General features: G+C 32.6%; 22 protein-coding genes. 9 read left to right on the forward strand and 13 right to left on the reverse strand.

The features are described 5' to 3' along the window. Positions 1 to 29 precede the first annotated feature (29 nt). From N4T77_RS16215 to N4T77_RS16225, 3 genes are all read right to left on the reverse strand, one after another. Positions 30 to 1,181, reverse strand: coding sequence for a transglutaminase-like domain-containing protein (locus N4T77_RS16215; RefSeq protein WP_261672887.1), 1,152 nt, complete (start codon positions 1,179 to 1,181; stop codon positions 30 to 32). A gap of 66 nt (positions 1,182 to 1,247) precedes the next feature. Then, complete coding sequence (recX, locus tag N4T77_RS16220) at positions 1,248 to 2,096, reverse strand: recombination regulator RecX (RefSeq protein ID WP_261672888.1); 849 nt, start codon at positions 2,094 to 2,096, stop codon at positions 1,248 to 1,250. Between the two features lie 18 nt (positions 2,097 to 2,114). After that, positions 2,115 to 3,344 (reverse strand): pitrilysin family protein, encoded by a 1,230-nt coding sequence (locus N4T77_RS16225; RefSeq protein ID WP_261672889.1) that lies wholly within the window; start codon positions 3,342 to 3,344, stop codon positions 2,115 to 2,117. A gap of 247 nt (positions 3,345 to 3,591) precedes the next feature. Here N4T77_RS16225 and N4T77_RS16230 point away from each other — a divergent pair, with 247 nt between their 5' ends. Next, the gene (locus N4T77_RS16230; protein WP_261672890.1) at positions 3,592 to 5,160 is read left to right on the forward strand and encodes a DEAD/DEAH box helicase; all 1,569 of its coding nucleotides are present in this window, start codon (positions 3,592 to 3,594) and stop codon (positions 5,158 to 5,160) included. A 101-nt stretch (positions 5,161 to 5,261) separates the two neighbouring features. Here the strand turns inward: N4T77_RS16230 and N4T77_RS16235 are convergent, their stop codons facing one another. Together N4T77_RS16235 and N4T77_RS16240 are read right to left on the reverse strand one after the other, a co-directional pair. Continuing rightward, complete coding sequence (locus N4T77_RS16235; protein ID WP_261672891.1) at positions 5,262 to 6,851, reverse strand: glycoside hydrolase family 57 protein; 1,590 nt, start codon at positions 6,849 to 6,851, stop codon at positions 5,262 to 5,264. A 149-nt stretch (positions 6,852 to 7,000) separates the two neighbouring features. Next, the gene (locus tag N4T77_RS16240) at positions 7,001 to 7,513 is read right to left on the reverse strand and encodes a DUF4912 domain-containing protein (protein ID WP_261672892.1); all 513 of its coding nucleotides are present in this window, start codon (positions 7,511 to 7,513) and stop codon (positions 7,001 to 7,003) included. 146 nt (positions 7,514 to 7,659) lie between these two features. On the opposite strand from N4T77_RS16240, the gene N4T77_RS16245 reads away from it, so the two are divergent. From N4T77_RS16245 to N4T77_RS16260, 4 genes are all read left to right on the forward strand, one after another. Next, positions 7,660 to 8,253, forward strand: coding sequence for a flavin reductase family protein (locus N4T77_RS16245; RefSeq protein ID WP_261672893.1), 594 nt, complete (start codon positions 7,660 to 7,662; stop codon positions 8,251 to 8,253). A gap of 385 nt (positions 8,254 to 8,638) precedes the next feature. Continuing rightward, positions 8,639 to 9,886 (forward strand): sialidase, encoded by a 1,248-nt coding sequence (locus tag N4T77_RS16250; RefSeq protein ID WP_396125149.1) that lies wholly within the window; start codon positions 8,639 to 8,641, stop codon positions 9,884 to 9,886. A gap of 344 nt (positions 9,887 to 10,230) precedes the next feature. Further along, positions 10,231 to 10,698, forward strand: a complete 468-nt coding sequence (gene greA / locus N4T77_RS16255) for a transcription elongation factor GreA (protein ID WP_261672895.1) — start codon at positions 10,231 to 10,233, stop codon at positions 10,696 to 10,698. A 249-nt stretch (positions 10,699 to 10,947) separates the two neighbouring features. After that, the gene (locus tag N4T77_RS16260) at positions 10,948 to 11,796 is read left to right on the forward strand and encodes a YitT family protein (RefSeq protein WP_261672896.1); all 849 of its coding nucleotides are present in this window, start codon (positions 10,948 to 10,950) and stop codon (positions 11,794 to 11,796) included. 77 nt (positions 11,797 to 11,873) lie between these two features. On the opposite strand, the gene N4T77_RS16265 is transcribed toward N4T77_RS16260, so the two are convergent. Both N4T77_RS16265 and N4T77_RS16270 read right to left on the reverse strand, forming a co-directional pair. Beyond that, a complete protein-coding gene (locus N4T77_RS16265; RefSeq protein WP_261672898.1) occupies positions 11,874 to 12,425 on the reverse strand; it encodes a nitroreductase family protein in 552 nt (183 codons plus the stop codon). Positions 12,426 to 12,622: 197 nt separating this feature from the next. Then, complete coding sequence (locus tag N4T77_RS16270) at positions 12,623 to 12,823, reverse strand: DUF1858 domain-containing protein (protein WP_261672899.1); 201 nt, start codon at positions 12,821 to 12,823, stop codon at positions 12,623 to 12,625. Between the two features lie 326 nt (positions 12,824 to 13,149). Here N4T77_RS16270 and N4T77_RS16275 point away from each other — a divergent pair, with 326 nt between their 5' ends. Continuing rightward, the gene (locus N4T77_RS16275; RefSeq protein ID WP_261672900.1) at positions 13,150 to 13,794 is read left to right on the forward strand and encodes a hypothetical protein; all 645 of its coding nucleotides are present in this window, start codon (positions 13,150 to 13,152) and stop codon (positions 13,792 to 13,794) included. 113 nt (positions 13,795 to 13,907) lie between these two features. Here N4T77_RS16275 and N4T77_RS16280 read toward each other — a convergent pair whose 3' ends face one another. Further along, the gene (locus tag N4T77_RS16280; protein WP_261672901.1) at positions 13,908 to 14,471 is read right to left on the reverse strand and encodes a hemerythrin domain-containing protein; all 564 of its coding nucleotides are present in this window, start codon (positions 14,469 to 14,471) and stop codon (positions 13,908 to 13,910) included. Positions 14,472 to 14,644: 173 nt separating this feature from the next. Here N4T77_RS16280 and N4T77_RS16285 point away from each other — a divergent pair, with 173 nt between their 5' ends. Next, positions 14,645 to 15,544 (forward strand): alpha/beta fold hydrolase, encoded by a 900-nt coding sequence (locus N4T77_RS16285; protein WP_261672902.1) that lies wholly within the window; start codon positions 14,645 to 14,647, stop codon positions 15,542 to 15,544. A gap of 130 nt (positions 15,545 to 15,674) precedes the next feature. Here the strand turns inward: N4T77_RS16285 and rd are convergent, their stop codons facing one another. After that, on the reverse strand, positions 15,675 to 15,836 hold the full coding sequence (rd, locus tag N4T77_RS16290; RefSeq protein WP_261672903.1) for a rubredoxin: 162 nt from the start codon (positions 15,834 to 15,836) through the stop codon (positions 15,675 to 15,677). A 99-nt stretch (positions 15,837 to 15,935) separates the two neighbouring features. Beyond that, positions 15,936 to 16,610, reverse strand: a complete 675-nt coding sequence (locus tag N4T77_RS16295; RefSeq protein WP_261672904.1) for a manganese catalase family protein — start codon at positions 16,608 to 16,610, stop codon at positions 15,936 to 15,938. Positions 16,611 to 16,784: 174 nt separating this feature from the next. On the opposite strand from N4T77_RS16295, the gene N4T77_RS16300 reads away from it, so the two are divergent. After that, positions 16,785 to 17,429 (forward strand): undecaprenyl diphosphate synthase family protein, encoded by a 645-nt coding sequence (locus N4T77_RS16300; protein ID WP_261672905.1) that lies wholly within the window; start codon positions 16,785 to 16,787, stop codon positions 17,427 to 17,429. A 69-nt stretch (positions 17,430 to 17,498) separates the two neighbouring features. On the opposite strand, the gene N4T77_RS16305 is transcribed toward N4T77_RS16300, so the two are convergent. Continuing rightward, positions 17,499 to 17,960 carry a DUF3189 family protein gene (locus tag N4T77_RS16305; protein ID WP_261672906.1) on the reverse strand — a complete coding sequence of 154 codons (462 nt, stop codon included), beginning with the start codon at positions 17,958 to 17,960 and terminating at the stop codon, positions 17,499 to 17,501. Between the two features lie 171 nt (positions 17,961 to 18,131). On the opposite strand from N4T77_RS16305, the gene N4T77_RS16310 reads away from it, so the two are divergent. Further along, positions 18,132 to 18,299 carry a DUF3787 domain-containing protein gene (locus N4T77_RS16310; RefSeq protein ID WP_261672907.1) on the forward strand — a complete coding sequence of 56 codons (168 nt, stop codon included), beginning with the start codon at positions 18,132 to 18,134 and terminating at the stop codon, positions 18,297 to 18,299. A 173-nt stretch (positions 18,300 to 18,472) separates the two neighbouring features. On the opposite strand, the gene nifJ is transcribed toward N4T77_RS16310, so the two are convergent. Together nifJ and N4T77_RS16320 are read right to left on the reverse strand one after the other, a co-directional pair. Further along, positions 18,473 to 22,000: a pyruvate:ferredoxin (flavodoxin) oxidoreductase gene (nifJ, locus tag N4T77_RS16315; RefSeq protein ID WP_261672908.1), complete on the reverse strand. Its 3,528-nt coding sequence runs from the start codon at positions 21,998 to 22,000 to the stop codon at positions 18,473 to 18,475. Positions 22,001 to 22,220: 220 nt separating this feature from the next. Then, positions 22,221 to 23,342, reverse strand: a complete 1,122-nt coding sequence (locus N4T77_RS16320; protein WP_261672909.1) for a DUF362 domain-containing protein — start codon at positions 23,340 to 23,342, stop codon at positions 22,221 to 22,223. Positions 23,343 to 23,396: the final 54 nt, after the last annotated feature.

A 23,396-nucleotide genomic window follows, 5' to 3' on the forward strand; every position in this document is an offset into this window, starting at 1 on the left:
TGAAGACTCCCATCTTCATGCTTATTTTTTTACCATTCTCCTGCTATTTGTGCACCTTTATGATCTAATTCAAATCTCTTACTATTAAAATAATTTCCTCCTTTATAGAAGGTAGTATCTACGTTAATCCACTTATCCTCCTCTGGTATATAAACCTGATTCCAGGCATGACTTACCCAACTTACTCCATTAAAGCCTTCACCTGTTATAAGTCTTACCTTTATACCATTGGCTCTGCACATGGCAACATATAAACAAGAATAATCAAAACAAATCCCTTTTCTAGAGTTAAAAGCAGATATTGCACCGGATTCAACATCAAAATCATTATTTAAAACTTTATTGGCCTTGTCATGATCATAAGATATATTACTACCTACCCAGTTATATAGTGCTCTAGCTTTGATTTTAGTGTCACCATCTTCTTGTACAACACTTCTGGCAAGCTTATCTACTTGACTATTAGATTTTACCCCCTGATCCAAGGTAACTCCATTATAATAAACTATAGTCCTTCCTTTGCTTATAGCTTTACCTGGAGATGTTTCCTTAGAATCATTTTCCCTAACCACTATCTTGAATGAATTATTAATTATGTCTGGCAGCTGTCTAGCTATATTGGAATTGGTAACAGGTATAACTACCTCTTTGCAAATACGACTGTATATCTTTGAGTTCTCTAAATATTTATTTAATCTGCCATTTGTACTAAACATAGATACTACGTTTAGTACAAATGTTACTATAAGTATATAGCATATAGCCTTAGGAACTCCGAAAAATAGCCCTGTTATTCTTTTAAAAAGACTATTTTTTGAGCTTAGATATCTTTCTATGCTATCTAAAATAGGGTAGAAAGTTAAATAGTTAATTAATTCAAAAACAAGCTTTATTATCTTATAGCATATTAATACCATTAACGGTATTATTAAAGCGTAAACAATAAAACTGTTACTTTCTATATATTGAAGTATGTCTGGCGGTATTCTGTTATATATTTCTTTATATATGCCATAATCATGGGTTATAAAAATTCTTTTCCCAGAATAGACACCTAAAAAAATAGATACTATAAAAGATATATTCCTATTTACTTCATCAATGTCCCCTTTTAAATCCTGTGAGGAGAACTTAAATAGAAATCCCTTTAATAGAGGATATGAAAATATTAAAACTAACATTAGCGTTACAGGATTAATATTAGTATTTATAGTTATCACCTCTTAAATTTAATAGCGATATTTTATTTAAAGATCTTGATAAGTCAAAATGTCTTTAAGCACTGTTTTTATACTTTCCCATGAATATCCTCTACGTAATAGATAATCACTTAGTTTCTTATAGATCTTTTTATGGTCACTCTCTGATTTTGTTATTATTCTATATCTTTTTTCTGCTAGTTCTCTTATTGAGCTTAATTCATCATTTTCCTTTAACCTCTCCGATTCATCTTGCTCTTGGAAGTCTTCTCTTACTATCTTTTTTACTACCTTTTGAATCACTTCTAAATTATATCCATTTCTAGACAAATAATCCCATACCTTTTTATAAAGTTTCTTGTAGTTAGTTTCGCTTTTAATGAGTATTTTGTACTTCTTCTCAGCTAGTTTTAAGGCTGCCTCTTCTTCCAAATCTTTATCAAAATCACTCAACGCTTCATTTATTAACTTTTCACTAATTCCTTTCTTTATAAGTTCATACTTTATTCTATTCCTCCCATAGGAATGACTCTTGTCATTTACATACATCTTTATAAACTTTTCATCATCAATAAACTTATATTCTTTTAAAAAGTTCATAGCTCGTTTTACTATCTTCTCCTCATAGCCCTTTTCTATAAGCTTGTCATATACTTGCTGCTCTGTTTTATAAGCCCTCTCTATGCTCTTAAGTGCACTATTTTTACACTTTAAGTAGTTATCTTCATCTATTATTTCTTGAAGATATTCCATATCAGCAATTTTTCCTTTTGAAAGGTTATGAGCATAAATAAGCTCTGCACTACAGGCAAAGGAAAATTCATCGTTTATATAAACATTTACTCTTTCCTTATCTCTCTTTTGTAGTTCAATTTTTGTAATGACTTTTTTATTCATACTTATAATCTCCATTTATTATTCATTTTTAAGTATGTGTATTGTAGGATCCTTAAACACTAATTTAGCTACATTATATATGTCTTCTTTTTTAATCTTTTCTATATCTTCCATGTCCACTGAAAACTTATATATATTCTCATCATCTATGATCTGATGCAATACATAGTTACCTATATCTGTAGCGTCCTCTAGGGTAAATGCCACTGCCGTTCTCAAAACCTTTTTCATAAGTGCTATGGTGCTGTCATCAAAAACTATTTCTTCTTTTTTTATTCTTTGAATGCAATCATCAATAGTATTTAAGGTCTCATCGATATTTTCTTCACTTACTGCTGTGTAAATATATAAGGTTTTAACCTGATTAGTTAAATCTAAATCAGTATAAACATCGTAGGCAAGTCCTCTTTCTTCTCGAAGCTCTCTAAATAATATAGAATTAGCGCTCTCGCCAAATTTGTGATTCAGTATCCTAAGAGCTAACTCCTCTTCCTTACTTACGTTATGAAAAGTAAAAAGATATATTATGGTACTTTGCTCTATGTCCTTTTTATAAGAAATTCTCTTACAAGGTATATTATTTTCAACAATTACTTGCTGTCTCTTAAATTCCTTCCATTCCCAATCTTTAAAATACTTTAAAACAATATCTAATACCTCTTCATGGTCAAAGGAAGACACTACAGATATATAACAATTGTTTGGAGCGTAGTTTTCATGATAAAACTTCATAAGTTTTTCCTTATTAAACCTTCTTACTGTCTTTTCATCTCCTATAGTTTCATATCTTAAAGGGCTTTTATTGAAAGCTATTTCATTTATTCTCTTAAAGCTGTAGTCTTCCACATCATCTCTGCTTGTTCTAATCTCCGCTAGTATGACATCTCTCTCCTTCTCAATTTCCTCCTCAGGAAATATAGAATTTATAAGCATGTCTGATAACAGTTCCAATGACTTTTTAAGTTCTTCATTTAAAGCTGTTATACTATATACTGTAGATGTGTTATCAGTATAGGCATTATACTCTCCTCCTAAAGCCTCAAGCTCTTCGTTAAGTTTTTCATTAGTTCTATTTTTAGTTCCCTTGAAAAGCATATGCTCAATAAAATGAGAAATTCCTTTTAAATTTATATCTTCATAAATAGACCCAATTTTTATACCTGCATGTATAGCTGCTAATTGAGTATCCTTCTTTATAGTAACTAATTTTATTCCATTAGGCAGAACCTTCTGTCTAGCATCAAACATATAATTATCTCCTTCAAAATGTATTATAAAAATCTATATTAATGTTATTTGAGAACTTTTCAAATCACTTACCTTATAGATAGTATATCATTATTATAATTTATATCATTAAAAATAAAAAGATATCTAAAGCTTACAATAAATCTCAAAAATTTCTTAAAGATTTTTAAATAAAATTTGCTAATATATACATACTATGTTATGATAGAATTTGTTTTTGTATTATAAAAAAGAAAGAGGAATTTTAATGGAAAATATAAAATTTAATGAATTACAGCTTCATACTAAAGTACTACAGGCTATAGATGCTATGGGATTCGAAGAACCTTCCCAAATTCAAGCTGAAGCGATTCCAGTAGTGCTAGAAGGTCATGATATGATAGGTCAGGCTCAAACTGGTACGGGAAAAACTTTAGCCTTTGGTGCTCCAGTAGTAAGTGGAATAGAAAAAGATAATAAAACATCAGCTTTAGTTCTTACTCCAACTCGTGAATTAGCAATTCAAGTAAATGACGAATTATCACGTATTGCAAAGTTTAAAAGGCTTCAACTTCTTCCTGTCTACGGCGGTCAACCAATTGAAAGACAAATTAAAGCCTTAAGAAGAGGTGTAGAAATAGTTGTAGGAACACCTGGCAGAATATTGGATCATATCAAAAGAAACACCATAGATTTATCAGAAATAAAATTTTTAATACTTGATGAGGCAGATGAAATGCTTAACATGGGTTTCATAGATGATATAGAAGAAATTATCAAGGCTTCAAATAGTGAAAGACAGACCTTACTTTTCTCAGCTACTATGCCAGATCAGATAAAGAGATTAGCTTCTAAATATATGAAAAAAGATGTAAAGCATATTAAAATAGTAAAAAGTGCTTTAACTGTTGAAAAAATAAAACAACATTATTATGAAGTAAAAGCTAAAGACAGATTTGAATCTCTTTGCAGAATCTTAGATGTAGATGAACCTTCCAGTGCTATAGTCTTCTGTAAAACAAAAAAAGGTGTAGATGAGTTAGTTGAATCTATGCAATCAAGAGGATATAATGTTGAAGGTATGCATGGAGATATGAACCAAAATCAAAGACTTAACACTCTTAGAAAATTCAAAGAAGGTACTTTAGACTATTTAGTAGCTACAGATGTTGCCGCAAGAGGTATTGATGTAGATGATGTATCTCATGTAATAAACTATGAACTGCCTCAGGATATAGAATCCTATGTTCATAGAATAGGAAGAACTGGAAGAGCAAATAAGGAAGGTACTGCTTATTCTCTTGTTACTCCTAGAGAGTATATGTTCTTAAAACAAATAGAAAAAGCTACTAAGAGCAAGATAAAGAGAAAAGAAATACCAACTGTCGATGAAATTTTTGAAACAAAGTATAAAAATATAATAAAAAATATTAAGCAAACTCTAGAAGAAGATGACTACAAGAATTTTATTCCAGTAGCAACTGAGCTAGATGAGGAGTATAATTTAGTTGATGTAGCTGCAGCTCTTATGAAGATGATGTTTGAAAAAGAACTCAGCTTTGACTATAGCGAGAATGCTTTAGCATCTACTAATGGCAATGTTAGACTATTCTTATCTGTAGGTAGAATAGATAGAATTTCACCTAAGACTTTATTACAATTCATGAGAACCAATTCCGGTTTAGATGTTGGAGAAATAGGTGATATAGATATATTCGATAAATTTACATTCATGGACGTTCCTGAAAAATTTGTAACTCCTATTATAGATAAGGTTAGTGGAAAGAGATTCCAAGGAAGAAAATTAAATATCGAAGTAGCAAAAAGTAAAAAATAAATAATTATGATGAAGTATTCTCAATTCAAACACTAAATATAAATCAATTCAAACTTACAAAAGGCATACAGACTACGGTCTGCATGCCTTTTGTAATAATGTTAATAAATATTTCCCCTATAAACCTCATAGTCTATATTTTTAAATATGTTATCTAATTCCTCTAAACTAGCAACGTATTTAATGTCAATACTATCTTTAGTTATGTCTTCATATAACTTATTAAATCTCTCTAAATGAGTATTAACTCTTTTTACTGCATACTCTACAGTTGTATTATTTTTAATAATAAATGGCCAGTCAGATGATTCCGCTAACATCAATTCTCTGGCAGCCTGGTTAAGTGCTCTTCTTTGAGTGTCCGTAGGACTAGAATAAGTGTTTGCAAGTCTTATCATTGCCTCTGCACATTTGTGGAGTTCCCTATATATCCAGTGATTAGATGGATTTATCCATACAGAAAAATCTCCATTCTCTCCCCAACTGGAGGGATTGGGACTGCTGCACTGTACTATTGGATATTTATCTAGATACTGTGATGGAGTTATCAGGCTATAGTTAGTCCAATTTTCTGAAGACCTTCTTATGAAATTGTCTATGAAATCTGGTCCCTCAAACCACCAATGTCCAAAAAGTTCTGTATCATAAGGACATGTTATTATTGGAGGCTGCTCCATATGTTTACTAATATAGTCAATTTGGTTATGTCTGCTGGATGCAAAATGATCTGCATGCTCTTTAGCTTTAACTAAAGCATTCTCCCTATTGTAGTATTCCTTATCATCGGTTTTTCCAGTAATCTTATAATACTTTATGCCAGTATCTAGTCTTATACCACTCTTGTTTATATATGGCTTAATATATTCATTTGGTAGTTCATACCCTATGTCCCTATAAAATTCTCTATAGTTAAAGTCACCTGGATACCCTGTAAAATTACTCCACACTTGATAAGAAGATTCCATGTCCCTTGCAAAAGCACAAATTCCATTAGGGGTAGAAATTGGTGCATGTGTTCCATACTTAGGTTTAGGAGATCCATTAAGTACTGCTTTGTTTTCCGATATGAAATACTGTATTCCAAATTCCTTAAGTATAGAGTCTAAAGAATAACTATATGCACATTCTGGTAACCATATCCCTTTAGGAGCATGGCCTATACAATCTATGTAGGATTGCACACCTGTAGCTATCTGTGCTTTAACCGTTTCTTGATTAATTGTCAACAATGGTAATAATCCGTGGGTAGCGGCACAAGTTATTATTTCTAGATACCCTAAATTATCAAACTTTTTAAATGCATTCATTAAATTATAATCATACTGTTTATATATAGTTAGCAATTTATTAAACCTATCATTATAAAACAAAGACAATCTATTTAGTTCACTATTACTATTAGTTCTGACTATCTCTTTTTCTGAGAGTTCTATAGATTTATTTAGATATTCTAAATACCTCCTCTGAAGATATTCATCCTGCAGCATGCTCATAAGAGTCGGAGTTATAGACATAGTAATTTGAAATTTAATATTGTCTTTTATTAAGTTATCATATACATCTATTAAAGGTATATAACACTCATTGATAGCTTCAAAAAGCCACCTTTCTTCCATGGCATCATCTATTTCTGGATGCCTTACAAAAGGCATATGACTGTGAAGCACTATTGAAACATATCCTTTAACCATATTTTACCCCCATATCATTATACAATTTGTCTATATTTTCTCAAAGAACATATACTATTTGTTTCCTGAAGAATTTAATTTATACTTTTTCATCATTTCATCAAAGTAATCATCGAAGAAACTATTCTTGTAGTTCCTCTCTCCTATTATTATTTCAGGATAGTAGAAGTGTTTTTTTTTATATTTGAAAATGGATAAGGTTTAGGTTCCTTATGTTCAATATGATCTATTTTATCTTCTTCATATCTTGGAAGAGCTACTTCTGAATTAAAGTTAACCTTTTGAGAAAGATCAACGAAATATACAGAGGTATCTGCAGATTCTAAATCTCTAGGAGTTGTGACAGTATTAGATACTGCGAAAGCTGCAAAAGTATTGTCTGGAAGCACCCTCCCCATCTTTATAAATATATCTAAATCACCTTTGTCCATATCTATGTACCAGTTGTTTGCAAAGGCATCTATAAAAATTGTTTTTATTTCTCTAGGAATACCATTTTCCACAGAATAAACCTTAAGAACAGGTTTAGAATTTTTCCATGAATTCTCTCCATATCTATCTTCAAATTCTTTTACAGTCATAGGTGAAACGTTAAAATAACAAAATACCTTCTTTGCGCTTTGAACCATTAAAATCAACTTAGATTTCTCGTTAACTAGCATAAACTCCCCCCAAAAACATAATAAACATATTATAACTTAAAATACAATATATGTCACTTGATTGATATAAAACTTTTATATAACACTTTCCAACCTTCTTTGGTATAATATATTTGATTAAAAAACTAGGGAAAGGAAGAAAACAAATGACAAAAATAAACTTTAAGGGTAGTGCTATGTTAAACCCTGTACCTGCCGTACTTATAACTTCTAAAAACAGTGAAGGCAAAGTAAATGTTTTTACTGTAGGCTGGGTTGGAACTGCCTGTACAAGACCTCCTATGGTGACAGTGGCTATAAGACCAGAAAGGTTATCCTATGCTTATATTAAAGAACTTGGTGAATTCGTAATAAATCTCCCTTCAAAAGACCTAGTTAAAACTGTTGATTTTTGTGGAGTTAGATCTGGTAAGAATATAGACAAAATTAAGGAATGTGATTTAACATTAGAGGACAGTGAAAAGGTTCAGGTTCCTGGTATAAAGGAATGTCCTGTAACAATAGAATGCAGGGTTAAAAATATAACTCCACTAGGAAGTCATGATCTTTTCCTGGCGGAGGTATTAGCAGTTAATGTAGAAGATACCTTAATCGATGACAGCGGTAAAATTCGCCTGGAAAAAGCAGATTTAATAGCTTATTCTCATGGAGAGTATTTTTCATTACCTTCTAAACCTTTAGGCAAGTTCGGTTACTCTGTTCAAAAAAGAAAAAAAAGCAAGAGCAAGTTGAAAAAATAATCCTGTAACATGTCCCTCCTACATAGACTTATGTTAGGAGGGATATTTTATGTCAACTTTTAAAAAGCTATTGTTCACCTTAATGTTTATACTAATTATTGAGATTATTTTAATATACATAAGATATAAAATAGCTTGAATAACCTCTTGTGCTATAACAGAAACAACAGTAACATTTCGTAATCTCTTGAATAATATAAAATTATCAATGTTTGGAGGTATAATAATGTTATGTAACCAATGTTATCGCTGCCCCTTCTCTATGCATCGTCTATGCGGTGAATACTGTGCCTTCGGCTATCCACAACATAATTACCCTTTAAAAAATCAATTTAGGAACACTACGGAAGATCTATATGATGATTTATATGATGATCTACCCTATATTCCTGAAGAAATATTACCAGAAGATGAGATAGATTATATTGAAGAAGAATATTACTTAGATGGAGTTCGAGCTCCTCAGGGAGAAATAAATAGAATACTAGGTTTATTAGCTGCCAGACAGCCTAATGTCTTTAACGAGTTAAACAGGTATGGTATAGACCGAAGAACCTCAACCTTCTTATTTAGGTTAGTTATAGGTTATGTATTAGATAATGAAGCAAATTTAACAGGAAATCAGAATCAAAAGGTAGATACTCTTTTAACAGACTTCGAGCGAAGATATAGAGCAGTTCTAGCAACTTATATTGCTAGAGGAGTACCTCGCAATAGTTTAAATAATATTCTAAGAACTGTTATAAGATTTTCGTTAAATAACCTAAGACCAGGTACTCGTCCTACTCCTAGACCAACTCCTAGACCAACTCCAACAGATGGTTGGAGCAGATGGGAAAATCTTGGTGGAAAATTAACTTCTGGTCCTGGCGCTGCCTCCTGGCAGGCTAATAGATTAGATGTATTTGTTAGAGGAACTGACAATGCTTTATATCATAAGTGGTGGGATGGCTCAAGATGGAGTGATTTCGAAAACCTTGGCGGCGTTTTAACCTCATCACCAGATGCTGTATCCTGGGGAAGAAATAGAATAGATGTATTTGCCAGAGGAACTGATAACGCAATGTGGCACATTTGGTGGGATGGTTCAAGGTGGAGTCAATGGGAAAGCCTAGGCGGTGTTCTAACTTCTGCTCCGGCTGTAGCATCTTGGGCTTCTAATAGGCTAGACACTTTTGTCAGAGGAACTGACAATCAACTATACCACAAATGGTGGGACGGTTCTAAGTGGAGCAACTGGGAAGCATTAGGTGGAGTCCTAACATCTGCTCCGGCAGCAGTATCTTGGGGACCTAATCGTATAGATGTATTTGCTCGTGGTCAAAATAATGCAATGTGGCATATTTGGTGGGATGGTTCAAGATGGAGCAACTGGGAAGATCTTGGCGGCAACTTAACTTCTGATCCAGCGGCCTCTTCTAGAGGAGCTAATAGAATAGACTGTTTTGCTAGAGGCAGAAACAATCAATTGATATACAAGAGTTGGAACGGAACCAGGTGGAGCAATTGGGAAAACCTTGGTGGAAACCTAAACTCAGAACCTGCTTCAGTTTCTTGGTCATCTAACCGTATAGATGTATTTGCCCGTGGACAAAATGATCAATTAATTCATAGTTGGCGAACTTTTAGGTAGTACTCACTAACAACAAGTAACTAGCCTTTATTTTATAAAATAATATGAAGCCTATAGAGTTTAATATATACTATAGGCTTCTGAGTATTACAGCTATATTTTTATAGGCTTACTAAAATATAGCTATTTAAAATTACTTACATATTAACTTAAAGTATTAATTTGGCATAAACTGTCTATAATTAATTTATATAATAATAAATTACTACTTAAAACTAACCTGCTAAAAGATACAACTTTTAGCTATTTTGTTGTGTTATTTGCTTAGTAATATTATAATTATGTAGTAGCGAAAAATGACATATACTATAAAAGTTTAAAATATAAGATTGTAGGTGGTTTTTATGAAAAATGTAATGTTAACAGAAGCTGGCAAGAAAAAACTAGAAGAAGAGTTAGAATACTTAAAAACAGTTAAAAGGGTAGAAATTAAAACTGCTTTAAAACATGCTCGTGCTCAAGGCGACTTAAGTGAGAATGCCGATTATTCTGCTGCTAAGGATGATCAGTCTATGAATGAAACTAGAATAATGGAGTTAGAAGAGCAGTTAAAAAATGCAGTCATAATAGAGGACTCAGAGGAAGCAGATGTATTTGGTATAAACAAAACTGCAGTAGTTAAATTTTATGATATGGATGATGAAGAAGAAGTTACATTAGTAAGTTCTGTTGAAGCAGACGCTAAAAACATGAAAATAAGCATCGAGTCTCCTTTAGGAAGTACACTATACAAATTAAAGGTAGGTCAAAAGAGAACAGTAGCTTCACCAGACGGAGAGTACGATGTAGAAGTTATAAAGATATTAGACTAGTACATAATTTGATACAAGTAGTCTGATAAAAATTAATAATGAAACATAATAGAATTAAAGCTATTGACAGGTAAATATTCCATGTGGTAACATATTTATATATGAAGTTATATTTAATTTTTGAAAAGACATTCACACATAATGGCCTATTATTGTGTGTGTAATGAGAGCATATAAATCTGATGAGATTATTCTCTTGGATTCATATGCTCTTTTTTAATGAATAAATATAATAAGGAGGAATGTTATATGATGAAAAACTTAAGGAGTTATTTTTTAATTTTACTTGGTGGATTATTAGTTGCAATTGGTACCTATTTCTTTCTTGCTCCAAACAAAATTGCTGCTGGTGGAATAAGTGGAGCTGCAATAATTATTAATAGCATCTTCCCTCAATTACCAATAGGTGGATTAATGATGGTTATGGAGGTTATATTATTTACAATTGGAATTATAGTAATTGGTCCTGTTTTCGGCGGAAGAACTATTTTTTGTAGTTTTTCAATCTCTGGAATGGTTTTACTATTAGAAAAGGTACATCCTAATGTTAAACCATTAAGTAATGATATTTTAGTTCAGCTAATCTTTGGCATATTGATATGTGGCTTAGGTATGGCTATTGTATTTAATCAAAATGCTTCAACAGGCGGAACAGACATAATTGCTAAAATAATAAATAAATACTTTAAAGTAAGCATAGGTAAATCCCTTTTAGCTGCGGATATTGTCATCACTATGGCTGCTACAGCAATATTGGGAGTAGATAAAGGTCTTTATGCAATATTAGGTGTTATTGTTACTTCTACAGTTATAGACAAGGTTATTGCAAGCCTTAACACTTATAAACAGGTAGCAATAATCAGCAAAGAAGGAGAAGTTATCAAAAATTATATAATGCAGGAGTTAGATAGAAGTGCTACTATATACTACGCAAAAGGTGCTTATAAAAATGATGAGAGCGAAGTTATAACTACCGTAGTTGATAGAAAGCAATTTCTAAAGTTAAAGGATTATATAGGAAACATTGATAGCAGAGCTTTTATTACAGTAAATGAAGTAAATGAAGTCCTTGGTGAAGGTTTTGCTGAAATGGCTTAGTTTTTATAAACTTAAAGGAGCAGTTTTTATTCTGCTCCTTTTTTATTGTTAAAAAGGTTTTATATATAATTTTAAGTCTATTTTATGTAGGTTACTACCTCTCTATTTCTTTCTGGAATTCTAGTTGGTCTCACCTGCTTATATCCAAAGGTAACAGCATAATAAGGAGTGTATCCTTCCGGTATGTTTAACTTTTTCATTTCTTCTTCCTGTTCAAAAAAGAAGCTTACAAGACCAATCCAGCAGGAACCAATATTTAAACTTTCAGCTGCAAGCATCATGTTTTCAATTGCTGCTGAGCAATCTGTTAATGACGAATAGGCCTCCTTTTTTCCTGAAACAATGATAACTGTAGGTGCATTGTAAAAAAGGTGAAGCTTTTCATTGGTTCCCATTTTCTCTATCCAATCTACACCACAATTAGTCATAAAGCCTTTAGTTGTTATACTGATATGATCAAGCAATTCTTTATTCTGTATAACAGTAAAATGCCATGGCTGTTCGTTATGAGCAGTAGGTGCATAGATACCTGCCTCTATTATGGTATTTAGCTCCTCATCCCTTATCTGCTCTGGTAGATATCTTCTAATACTTCTTCTATTTTTGATGTTTTCAACTATTGCGTTCATTTACAAAAGCCTCCTCTATTCTATAACCTTAATATACTTTTAAAAGTATAACCTAATCATTCCATTATATCAATAACCATAATTCTATTACTTACACCTAAGCTGCATCATAAATTAAAACCCTGTTGGGGATATATCCTATTTAGATATATCCCCAACAGGGTTTTATTAAACATTTATTTTAAATTTTCCTATGGTTACTCTCCTAAGATTTCCTTGTTTAAATCTGCCAATAAAGCATCTAAGCTTATCCCATGAATTGCTACTGCTTGTTCAATTGATTCTGCTTGTGAAGATGGGCATCCTACACATCCCATTCCATGATTCATTAATATTTCAGCTGCTTTATCGCTCATTCTTAAAACTTCACCTATTAATGTACTACCTGTTATTTTCATTTATAACCCTCCTTATATTTAAAAACATCTTATATCATAATTTTTAATTTCTCTTATGTACTACTTATAGGTTTATTTTAATTGATTTGATTCTTATTTTCTGTAACCTGTGTTACCAATGTAAAATATTTTTTAATAGTTAAAACTAGAAAATAATAACCATCTAAAACCTAAAGTTTTTATCCATGTCTTAATTTTATTAGAAATAAATTAAATAATCGGTAACTTCTGTTACAGAAAAAATAAATGTTTAATAGTATAATGAATTTCATAAAATAAGAAAAACAAAGCTTATAGTTAAGCAAAAAAGAGAGGAGAACATAATTATGAGTAGATTTTTAGCACCAATTCATACTTGGTTATTTAACAAAATAAGATTATATGAAAACTTAGAGGCAGGTTTAGTAAAAAACTATACAGAAAAATACGGCAAGGATGTAGAAGCTTTATATAATCAGATACAAGAAAGACATGGTCACCCTTTAGAAGATAAGCCTATTGAAGAGTTAATTGATGTTTCAAATATTCATGGATGGCTTCAAAACAAGATATCTATTGCTGAAACAAGACAGGCAGCATTACTTACTGAGTTAACAAATAAGCATGGTGAAGAGGTTAAAAATATAGCCCTTAACCATTATTCTAGCCAGGGTAGTGAATGCGGCAGGGATGCAGCTGCAAAATATGAAGTTAATAGTGCTCCTGAACTTTACCAGGCCTTAAATAACTATATCTTAGAAGGAATGCCTTGTGACAGAGTTAACGTTACAACTGTAAATACTGAAGACAAGTTAGAATGGAAAAATGAAATGTGTCTTCATAGAGGTTATTGGGATGCTGTAAGTGGAGATATAAGCTTTTTCTATGAATTAAGAGATGCTTGGATTAAATCCTTCGTAGAAGATGCTAATGATAACTTTGTTTATAATGCAAATCGTAATGAATCTACTTTTGAAATTGTAAGAAAGTAATTACTAAGCCGGATGGGTATTACCCTTCCGGCTTTAAATTATGCCTTAATAAGTGAATTAAACTTCTATTCTTTATGGTACAATTTCTTCAGTGTTAAAAAACCTCATTGTCTTTAGGAGCCTTTTTTACTCCACTTAGATTCTAACTCATCTAATATCCTCATGTAATTGCCTTGTGTATTTTTTCCCTCCCCTATTTTCTCCACTTCACCTGCTTCACTATTTACTTCCTCCAGTATTTCTGGACTTAAAGCTCTTCTTGCAAAGGAATATATTGCTTTATCTTCTTTCTCTATATGTCTATTAAGTAAGTCTGTATAGCCTACTGCATTTGCAATAACATCTACCCTTGAATCCTTATCTCCTTCTTTAACTCTCTTTAAGGCCTCTTCAAGGTTGGTGGTAAAAAGTCTTCCTAAATCATGCTCAACGAGCATCCCTGAAAGAGGTGCCTTTACCATATCTCCTATTACCTCTTCCATTCTCTTAAAAAGAATAGATTCTTCTTTATTATGATGGTGTTTGTCAGCATAGTTTCTTATAAAATCAATCATTTCATAGAAATCATCCTCAGCTACTTCACCAGTCTCTATTATAGATATACACATTTTTCTAATAACAGCTAATCCTCTTTTTATATTTTTATGTTCTTCTTTCATTAAATCTATAGCATCCATATTAATCCCTCCCACTATAGTTTTTCCTTTTTTTTCTCTTATATGCTATAAAATAAATCTCTACTGTAAGTAGATTAATTACTTTAATCTAAAGTTAACGAATATTTATCCTTAGTTTTGGGTCAACTAGACTTATATTATATTAAAAGATGGTGATATATTTGGCTCAATATATGTTATTGGTTTTACTAATAGTTATAGCCCTTGTATCCTATATTATCATGGTCATTACCACTAATAACCAATTCCTAGGGCAGCATGCGGATGAGATACAGCAGATTAATTATATTTACATTAATGGAATAAGAATAAACTATGTTAAAAAAGGTAAAGGTAAGCCTTTACTTCTTGTACACGGCTTTATTAATTCCTTATTAATGTTTGATAAGTTAATTAATATTCTCTCAAAAGACTATACTATCTTTGCTCTAGATCTGATTGGCTTCGGATTTTCCGATAAACATCTAAACTTGACCTATACTAGAAAAAACATGGCAGAACTAGCAGTGAAATTCATGGTATCCCAGGGCTTTGATAAATTTGCTTTAATGGGTCATTCAATGGGAGGCGAAGTTGCCTTAAATATGTCATACTATCACCCTGAAAATATAACTAAATTAATTTTAATAGATGCTACTGGTTGTACAGACATACTTAAGCTTCCTAACTTTATGAAAAAGTTCAGCTTTTTGGGGATTTTTCTATTGAAAATTTCCTTTAGAAACTATTATTTTTTAAAATTCTGCTTTAGGCTAGGCTTCTATGACCAAAAAAACTTTGATAAAAAATTATTTGATAGAATATATTCCATCCTTCTTCGGATACCTATTAAAACCTTATATAAGTTCGGTATACAAGGAGATAGAATGCTGATAAAAGATAAAATTCCGCTTATAGACACAGATACCCTTATAATTTGGGGTAGGGATGATAGAATAGTCCCTTTAAAACAAGGTGAATCATTAAATAGAAAGATTAAAAACAGTAAATTGCTAGTTATAGACAACTGCGGGCACATACCCTTTGTAGAGAAACTGGAACCTTTTATATCCTCTTTACAAAAATATCTCTAGTATCATCAAGATATTCATTAATTCTACCTATACTTATAAAAAACTGCTTAAAGGCTCTTTACTTTAGATTATAAAGAGCCTTTAAATAATTAATATTATATTTTTTATTTACTTTTTTAAAATAGCAATTCTAATCTGTTGGCTCAAACTGATCCTTACCTACTCCACATAATGGACATACCCAATCATCTGGTACATCTTCAAAGGATGTGCCTGGTTCTACACCGTTATCTGGGTCTCCTACTTCTGGATCATAAATATATCCACATGCAATACATAAATATTTTGTCATAAAAATCTCTCCTTTTAACATAGTTATTTTGATCTAAAAGTAATACTGTAAAAGTTTATGTAATCGCCATTTATATTATTCAGAGATTAAAATAAACCCTTAATTCCTCCTTGGCTCTGCAAAGCTTGGTGGTGTTGGATTTGGATTTTCAAAGAATTTTCCTGGTGTTGATAAATCAAAGTATAGTCTTGAATCTTCTGTTACTCCAAAATCCTTATTTGATGCTTCATTTTTCATTTTATTTAAAGCTTCTCTAAATAAAGCATTATGTGCTTCTTCACGATTTAGTAAGAAATCTATAGTTTTTCTTACTTCCTTATCATTTATCTGACGGTATAAGTACTCGTAAACCACCTTTGCTCTTTGTTCTGCTGCAATATCTGATAGTAAGTCTGCCGTGATATCTCCAGTTACATTTACGTAATGTGCTGTCCATGGATCACCGGATGAGTTTATTAACATAGGTGATAAGCCACTAAGTACATGAGCTTCAATATTACCTGCGGATACTTGGCTAGCATTTACTTCATGCCCATTAAGAAGATTAATAGTTTGTGCTACCATCTCCATGTGGCTCATTTCCTCTGCAGCTATATCTAAGAATAAATCCTTTATAGCTGGGTCTTTTATTCTAAAGCTTTGAGACATATATTGAAGGGCAGCCTTTAATTCACCATTGGCACCGCCTAGTTGTTCCTGCAGTAATACTGCATATTGTGGGTTTACTCTTTCAACTTTAACATCTTGCAATAAGCTTTTATCGTGTTTAAACATTAATATAACACCTCCATACAAATATTATTTAAATAAGTCACCTTAATTATAGCTAGTAAAGATTTCCTAAACCTAATTAGTCTTATCTATTTATCTCTTGGTGATTACTGGAATAATTTTTCTAACTAATGGTAATACTGTGATTAGTGCTGTATTTAGAGGAGGTGTCTTGATATGAGAATTCCAAATCATATTGGAATTATACCAGACGGAAATAGACGTTGGGCCGTAAAAAATGGCTTAAATAAAGAACAGGGTTATGGCCCTGGATTAAACCCCGGATTAGAACTTTTTAAAATTTGTAAAGGACTCGGCGTAAAGGAGTTAACCTATTATGGTTTTACTACTGACAATACTAAGCGTCCCTCAGTCCAAACTAGAGCCTTTACAATAGCATGTATAGAGGCAGTTAAAATACTTGCAAAAGAGGATGCTTCTCTCTTAGTTGTTGGAAATACTGACTCACCTATGTTTCCTAAAGAACTACTGCCTTTCACCGAAAGAAAGACTTTTGGAGACGGATCTATGAAAGTAAACTTTTTAGTTAACTATGGCTGGGAGTGGGATTTAAGTGATGTGATGGATTTAGAGACTACCAATAGAAAATATATAATGGGCACCTTAAAATCGTCGGATATAACCAGAGTAGACTTGATAGTAAGATGGGGAGGAAGAAGAAGACTTAGTGGTTTTCTACCAGTACAGTCTGTGTACTCTGATTTCTACATAATAGATGATTATTGGCCAGACTTTAAGCCTTCACATATATATGACGCTCTGAAATGGTATGATAAACAGGATGTTACATTAGGGGGTTAATCCCTTACATAATTAAAGTAAGTTTTCAGCAGGTAGAATCAAAACCATACCTGCTTTTTCTATCCTATACTATTTGCCCTTTTTTATCGAGCTCTTTACTCCCTTAACTATTTCAGCAATACTGTTATAGGCTTTTAATGTTCCGTAGGTTACTATAGGCCTTCCTATGCTTACTATACCCAATTTCCTAGAAGTAAAACCTCCAATCTTCATCCACATGTTTACCGTTGGGTGGGTATCAACTATTTTTAGTTCTTCTTCTCCTCCTGCTATATTAAAAATATCTTTTATAGCTGGTATCAATAGCTCAGGACTATATTTACGGCCTACAGTATATACCTTGCTCCCAAATTCATCCTTTCCGATATATATCATGTGTCCTAGCTGATTCTTATGTATTTTATCAAAGGTCGGTAATGCTAATAGTTCACTCTTATTTGGTATTCTATCTACAGGTAAGTTGTTTATATGAATATTTGCTGCCGTGGCAGTAGAATGTGTTCCTCCAACATCATGGTAAATTACTATCATTTACAATGACCCCCTTAACTAAGATTTAGTAATATTATTTTACAAAAATCAACTGTATATCTCATACAACTATTAAATATTATTAATTATTTTACTTATAGCTTTAGCAAACTTTGAAAATACTATTAGATGAAAGATAAGTAAAAATAATGATAATAAGGAGTGTTATAAATGACTAAAAAAACAATTAAAAGTTGTTCTTTTGAAACACCTATAGAAAGACATGAAACTGCTTCTTGGGCAAATATTGAAGAAACAAAGCCTGTTTCAAATGTTACCATACCTAGTGATAACGAAGTGAGAAATGCAAAAGACTATGTTGATGATAATCAAAAATAAATCTTGTAGTGATTTTTTAAAAGTCCTTCTGTTCATTGAAGGACTTTTATATTTAAGCTTAAATTACCTACAAGATACTGAAACATAATTGTATTGGTATAATTAAAATAAGCATTATATGATTTATTTTCTCACATAATGCTTATTTTTCTACATTTTATTAACTTTTAAAACTAGTACTGCATATCAGCCAATCTTCTATAAGTTTGATACTTATCCTTAGCGTGCTTTTCAGCAGTTGTAAACATTTCTTCTGCAATATCAGGGAATACAGTTGCTAATGAGCTGTATCTTATTTCACTATTTATAAACTCTCTAAATGGAGCAGTTGGCTCTTTAGAATCAAGGACAAATGGATTTTTTCCTTCCTCTTTTAGTACTGGATTATACCTGTATAAATGCCAATATCCTGACTCTACAGCCTTCTTTTCTTGTCTTTGACTAGTTCCCATGCCTGATTTTATACCGTGACTGATACATGGAGCATAAGCTATTATTAATGATGGTCCTTTGTACTTCTCTGCTTCAAGTATTGCCTTCATTGTATGATTCATATTTGCTCCCATAGCAATTTGAGCAACGTATACATATCCATAAGTCATAGCCATAAGTCCTAAATCTTTCTTTCTTACCTTTTTACCTGAAGCTGCAAATTTTGCCACTGCTGCAGTTGGAGTAGCCTTAGATGACTGTCCTCCAGTATTTGAGTATATCTCTGTATCCATTACAAAGATATTTACATCTTCACCAGAGGCAAGAACATGGTCTAGTCCGCCGTATCCTATATCGTAAGCCCAACCATCTCCACCTATTAACCAGTGAGACTTTTTAATTAAGAAATCCTTTTTCTCCATTATTTCTTTTAATATTGGATTAACATTGTAGTTTTCAGATTGTAGAGCCTCTATAACTCTAGTAGAAGCTGATGCAGATGCCTCTCCATCTTCCTTACACTTAAGCCATTCATCAAAAGCTTCTCTAATGTTATCCTTTGCGTCGCCATCCATGTACTGCCTCATTAAATCCGCTATTCTATTTCTCATTTGACCGACAGCTAAGTACATTCCATATCCAAACTCGGCATTATCCTCGAATAGAGAGTTAGCCCAAGATGGTCCCTTTCCTTCAGCATTTACAGTATATGCTATTGATGGAGAACTTGCACCCCAGATAGAGGAGCATCCAGTAGCATTAGCTATCATCATTCTATCGCCAAATAGCTGAGTAAGTAATCTTATATAAGGTGTTTCACCGCATCCTGGACATGCTCCGTTGAACTCTAATAGAGGTCTAGCAAATTGACTTCCTTTTAAAGTCTTCTTATCCATTAAATTATCTTTATTGGTAACTTTGCTGCTTACATATTCCCAATTATCTGCCTGAGCTTCTATTTCCTGTTCTGCAGTCTGCATAACTAGAGCCTTTCCTGGAGCAGGACATACGTCTGCACAGTTTCCGCATCCTGTACAATCTAATGGAGCTACTTGAATACGGAAGCCTAAGCCCTCTAACCCCTTTCCTATAGCTTTCTTAGTTACAAATCCTTCCGGTGCATTTTTCATTTCTTCCTCATCTAATAAGAAGGCTCTTATAGTAGCATGTGGACATACGTAGGCGCATTGGTTACACTGAATACATTTTTCCGGTTGCCACTGAGGCAACATTACTGCAATACCTCTCTTTTCATAAGCAGTAGTTCCCATTGGATGTCTTCCATCTTCCATTCCTTTGAAAGCACTTACTGGAAGCTCATCACCTTCAGCTCTAGCCATAGGTTTTTGAATATTTCTAACGAATTCATTTTTGATTTCACCTACAACTTCCCTATCCTCAGCATTTTTCCATGAATCTGGCACTTTCACTTTTACAAGAGCCTCTATTGCCCTATCTACTGCTGCCTTATTCATATCTACTATTTTTGGACCTTTCTTTCCATAGGTCTTTTCAATGGAATCCTTTAGATATCTAATAGCATCTTCAATAGGAATTACATTTGCTAATTTAAAGAAGGCAGTTTGCATTATCATATTAATTCTTCCGCCTAAACCTATTTCACTAGCAATTTTCACAGCATCTACAGTATAGAAATTAATATTATTTTCAGCAATATATTTCTTAAAGGTTCCTGGAAGCTTTTCCTCTAATTCTTTTTCAGTCCATGGACAGTTTAATACAAATATTCCACCCTTTTTAAGTCCCTTTACTAAATCGAATTGATATACAAAAGATTTATTATGGCATGCCACATAGTCTGCATCATAAACTAAATAAGGAGATTTTATTGGCTGCTTTCCAAATCTTAAATGTGAAACAGTACTTCCTCCTGATTTTTTACTATCGTAGGAAAAATATGCTTGAGCATAGAGATTTGTGTTATCTCCAATTATCTTAATAGCAGATTTATTAGCCCCTACTGTACCGTCAGAACCTAAGCCCCAGAATCTACAGCTTATTGTTCCTTCCGGTGTAGTATCTATAATTTCTTCTTCTTTCAGTGAAGTGTTTGTAACATCATCTACTATACCAATAGTAAACCCATTCTTAGGGTTATCTTTTTTCAAGTTATCAAATACTGAAAGTATTTGTGATGGTCTTGTATCCTTAGAACCTAATCCATATCTTCCGCCTACAATTACAGGCTTATCTTCTCTATTATAGAATAGGTTGGTTACATCAAGATATAATGGCTCTCCTACTGATCCCGGCTCCTTTGTTCTATCTAAAACAGATATTTTCTTTACACTTTTAGGCAAAACATCAAAGAAATATTTTGGTGAGAAAGGTCTGTATAAATGTACTTTAATACGTCCTACTTTCTCTCCCTTTTTCATAAGATAATCTATTGTTTCATCTATGGTATCACATACTGATCCCATTGCTACAATTATGTATTCTGCATTCTCTGCTCCATAGTAGTCAAAAGGATGATATACTCTTCCTGTAATTTTTTCTATTTCTCTCATATAATTTTCTACTACATCAGGAACAGCATCAAAAAATCTATTTGATGACTCTCTTCCTTGGAAGTATATATCTGGATTTTGTGCAGTTCCTGCTACAGTTGGGCGTTCTGGATTTAATGCTCTATCCCTAAACTCCTTTATGGCATCATAATCTACTAACTTGCCTAAATCCTCATAATCTATAACCTCTATTTTTTGATATTCATGAGAAGTTCTAAATCCATCGAAGAAATGTAAAAATGGTACTCTTGATTTAATAGCAGCAAGATGAGCTATAGGGGCAATATCCATAACCTCCTGCACACTTGATGAAGCTAATAATGCAAAACCAGTTTGCCTAGTAGCCATTACGTCTTGGTGATCTCCAAATATTGATAGTGCGTGGGTTGCAATAGCACGAGCACTTACGTGGAAAACTGCTGGAAGAAGTTCTCCAGCCATCTTATACATATTAGGAATCATTAATAGCAATCCTTGTGATGCTGTATAAGTGGTAGTTAGAGCTCCTGCTATAATAGAACCATGCACTGCTCCAGAAGCACCTGCTTCTGACTGTAATTCTGAAACTCTAACTGTCTGCCCAAACAAATTCTTCTTGCCATGAGCGGACCAGTCATCAGCTAATTCTCCCATTGGGGTTGATGGAGTAATGGGGAATATGGCTGCAACATCTGTAAATGCATAGGATGCATAGGTTGCTGCCTGATTTCCATCCATAGTTTTCATAACTTTAGCCATAAGATTAACCCTCCTAGCGGTTACTAAATTTAAAGTTCAGATTTTTCTCTAACTTATTATTTGAAATAGAAAAATTATCATACATAAAAACTAGAATTTTATTATTTTTATTACTTAACATTAAATTTGGGGTTAAATGCTTTCTGATAATACTTTTCATAAAAATAAGAATTGGGAGTGGTAAAAAGTTCACTTCACTCCCAATTCTTATTTGCTAAGATTATATTTCTATTAAATTATATTCTCTGCTTCCTAATCCTAATTCTTCTCCATAAGATAGTTGAATATCTCCACAGGTATTGCTTCTCATTGACTTAAACTTATCATGCTCACAATTTTCATCATGATGATGATGTTCATTTTCTAATAATGAGTTATTTAACGCCTTTGCCTTGTTTACTAAATCTAAGCATGCTTGATCAAGGGCTATAGGATCTTCAGATGCAAGAATCCCTATATCAGAAACTATAGGTGCGTCACTCCATGGAACGCAATCACAGTCTGGTGTTATGTTTATAAGGAAATTAATATATCCTACCTTGCCCTCCTTGCCTTTCACCGCTCCATAAGCATACTCGGTAAGTTTCTCTGTGAACTCTTTCATTTCCACATCCCAGTTCAATTCAATAGCTTTTACAGAACATACTGTCATACACTCACCACAGCCTATGCACTTTTGTCTATCTATATAAGATTTTTTATTTTCAATAATTGCAGCTGCTTGAGGGCATACCTTTGCACACTTTTCACAACCTACACAATTATCAGCATTTACAAAAGGTCTTGTAGAGTGTTGTTCTCTTTTTCCTGACGCTGGAGCACAACCCATAGCTAAATTCTTAATTGAACCGCCAAAACCAGCCATTTCATGTCCTTTAAAGTGAGACATAACAATCATACTGTCTGCAGCGGTTATTCCCCCTGCTATTTTAGCATTTTTAAAATGCTTTTTATTAATTTCTATCTCTTTAACATCTTCCCCTAAGATTCCATCAGCAATAACTACTGGAGCCCCTGTCACAGCGTAGTCAAAACCATGCATTACTGCAGTTTCTAAATGGTCTACTGCATTATGTCTGCTTCCAGAGTATAATGTGTTTGTATCTGTAAGGTATGGCTTAGCCTTACTTTCTTTTATTTTGTTAACAACTTGTCTAACATAAACAGGACTTATAAAAGAATCATTTCCTAATTCCCCAAAGTGAATTTTAATCGCTGTTAAGTCCCCTTCATTTAAAAGCTTTGAAAATCCTGCTCTATCAAATAATCTTTGAATTTTAGTTATTTTATTTTCTTTTTCACTTCTAGCTCTAAGATTAGCAAAGTATACATTACTTGTCATAGATAGTCATCCCCTTTATATTTTATAATAGCTTCTTTTATTTCTAGAAAATAC

This window comes from Clostridium sp. CX1 (assembly GCF_025398335.1).
Lineage (GTDB): Bacteria > Bacillota > Clostridia > Clostridiales > Clostridiaceae > Clostridium_AM > Clostridium_AM tanneri.

Coding starts and splice junctions, on each gene's coding strand:
- N4T77_RS16215 (WP_261672887.1), bottom strand. CDS start 1,181: ATGTTAGTTTTAATATTTTCATATCCTCTATTAAAGGGATTTCTATTT.
- recX (WP_261672888.1), bottom strand. CDS start 2,096: ATGAATAAAAAAGTCATTACAAAAATTGAACTACAAAAGAGAGATAAG.
- N4T77_RS16225 (WP_261672889.1), bottom strand. CDS start 3,344: ATGTTTGATGCTAGACAGAAGGTTCTGCCTAATGGAATAAAATTAGTT.
- N4T77_RS16230 (WP_261672890.1), top strand. CDS start 3,592: ATGGAAAATATAAAATTTAATGAATTACAGCTTCATACTAAAGTACTA.
- N4T77_RS16235 (WP_261672891.1), bottom strand. CDS start 6,851: ATGGTTAAAGGATATGTTTCAATAGTGCTTCACAGTCATATGCCTTTT.
- N4T77_RS16240 (WP_261672892.1), bottom strand. CDS start 7,513: ATGCTAGTTAACGAGAAATCTAAGTTGATTTTAATGGTTCAAAGCGCA.
- N4T77_RS16245 (WP_261672893.1), top strand. CDS start 7,660: ATGACAAAAATAAACTTTAAGGGTAGTGCTATGTTAAACCCTGTACCT.
- greA (WP_261672895.1), top strand. CDS start 10,231: ATGAAAAATGTAATGTTAACAGAAGCTGGCAAGAAAAAACTAGAAGAA.
- N4T77_RS16260 (WP_261672896.1), top strand. CDS start 10,948: ATGATGAAAAACTTAAGGAGTTATTTTTTAATTTTACTTGGTGGATTA.
- N4T77_RS16265 (WP_261672898.1), bottom strand. CDS start 12,425: ATGAACGCAATAGTTGAAAACATCAAAAATAGAAGAAGTATTAGAAGA.
- N4T77_RS16270 (WP_261672899.1), bottom strand. CDS start 12,823: ATGAAAATAACAGGTAGTACATTAATAGGTGAAGTTTTAAGAATGAGC.
- N4T77_RS16275 (WP_261672900.1), top strand. CDS start 13,150: ATGAGTAGATTTTTAGCACCAATTCATACTTGGTTATTTAACAAAATA.
- N4T77_RS16280 (WP_261672901.1), bottom strand. CDS start 14,471: ATGGATGCTATAGATTTAATGAAAGAAGAACATAAAAATATAAAAAGA.
- N4T77_RS16285 (WP_261672902.1), top strand. CDS start 14,645: ATGTTATTGGTTTTACTAATAGTTATAGCCCTTGTATCCTATATTATC.
- rd (WP_261672903.1), bottom strand. CDS start 15,836: ATGACAAAATATTTATGTATTGCATGTGGATATATTTATGATCCAGAA.
- N4T77_RS16295 (WP_261672904.1), bottom strand. CDS start 16,610: ATGTTTAAACACGATAAAAGCTTATTGCAAGATGTTAAAGTTGAAAGA.
- N4T77_RS16300 (WP_261672905.1), top strand. CDS start 16,785: ATGAGAATTCCAAATCATATTGGAATTATACCAGACGGAAATAGACGT.
- N4T77_RS16305 (WP_261672906.1), bottom strand. CDS start 17,960: ATGATAGTAATTTACCATGATGTTGGAGGAACACATTCTACTGCCACG.
- N4T77_RS16310 (WP_261672907.1), top strand. CDS start 18,132: ATGACTAAAAAAACAATTAAAAGTTGTTCTTTTGAAACACCTATAGAA.
- nifJ (WP_261672908.1), bottom strand. CDS start 22,000: ATGGCTAAAGTTATGAAAACTATGGATGGAAATCAGGCAGCAACCTAT.
- N4T77_RS16320 (WP_261672909.1), bottom strand. CDS start 23,342: ATGACAAGTAATGTATACTTTGCTAATCTTAGAGCTAGAAGTGAAAAA.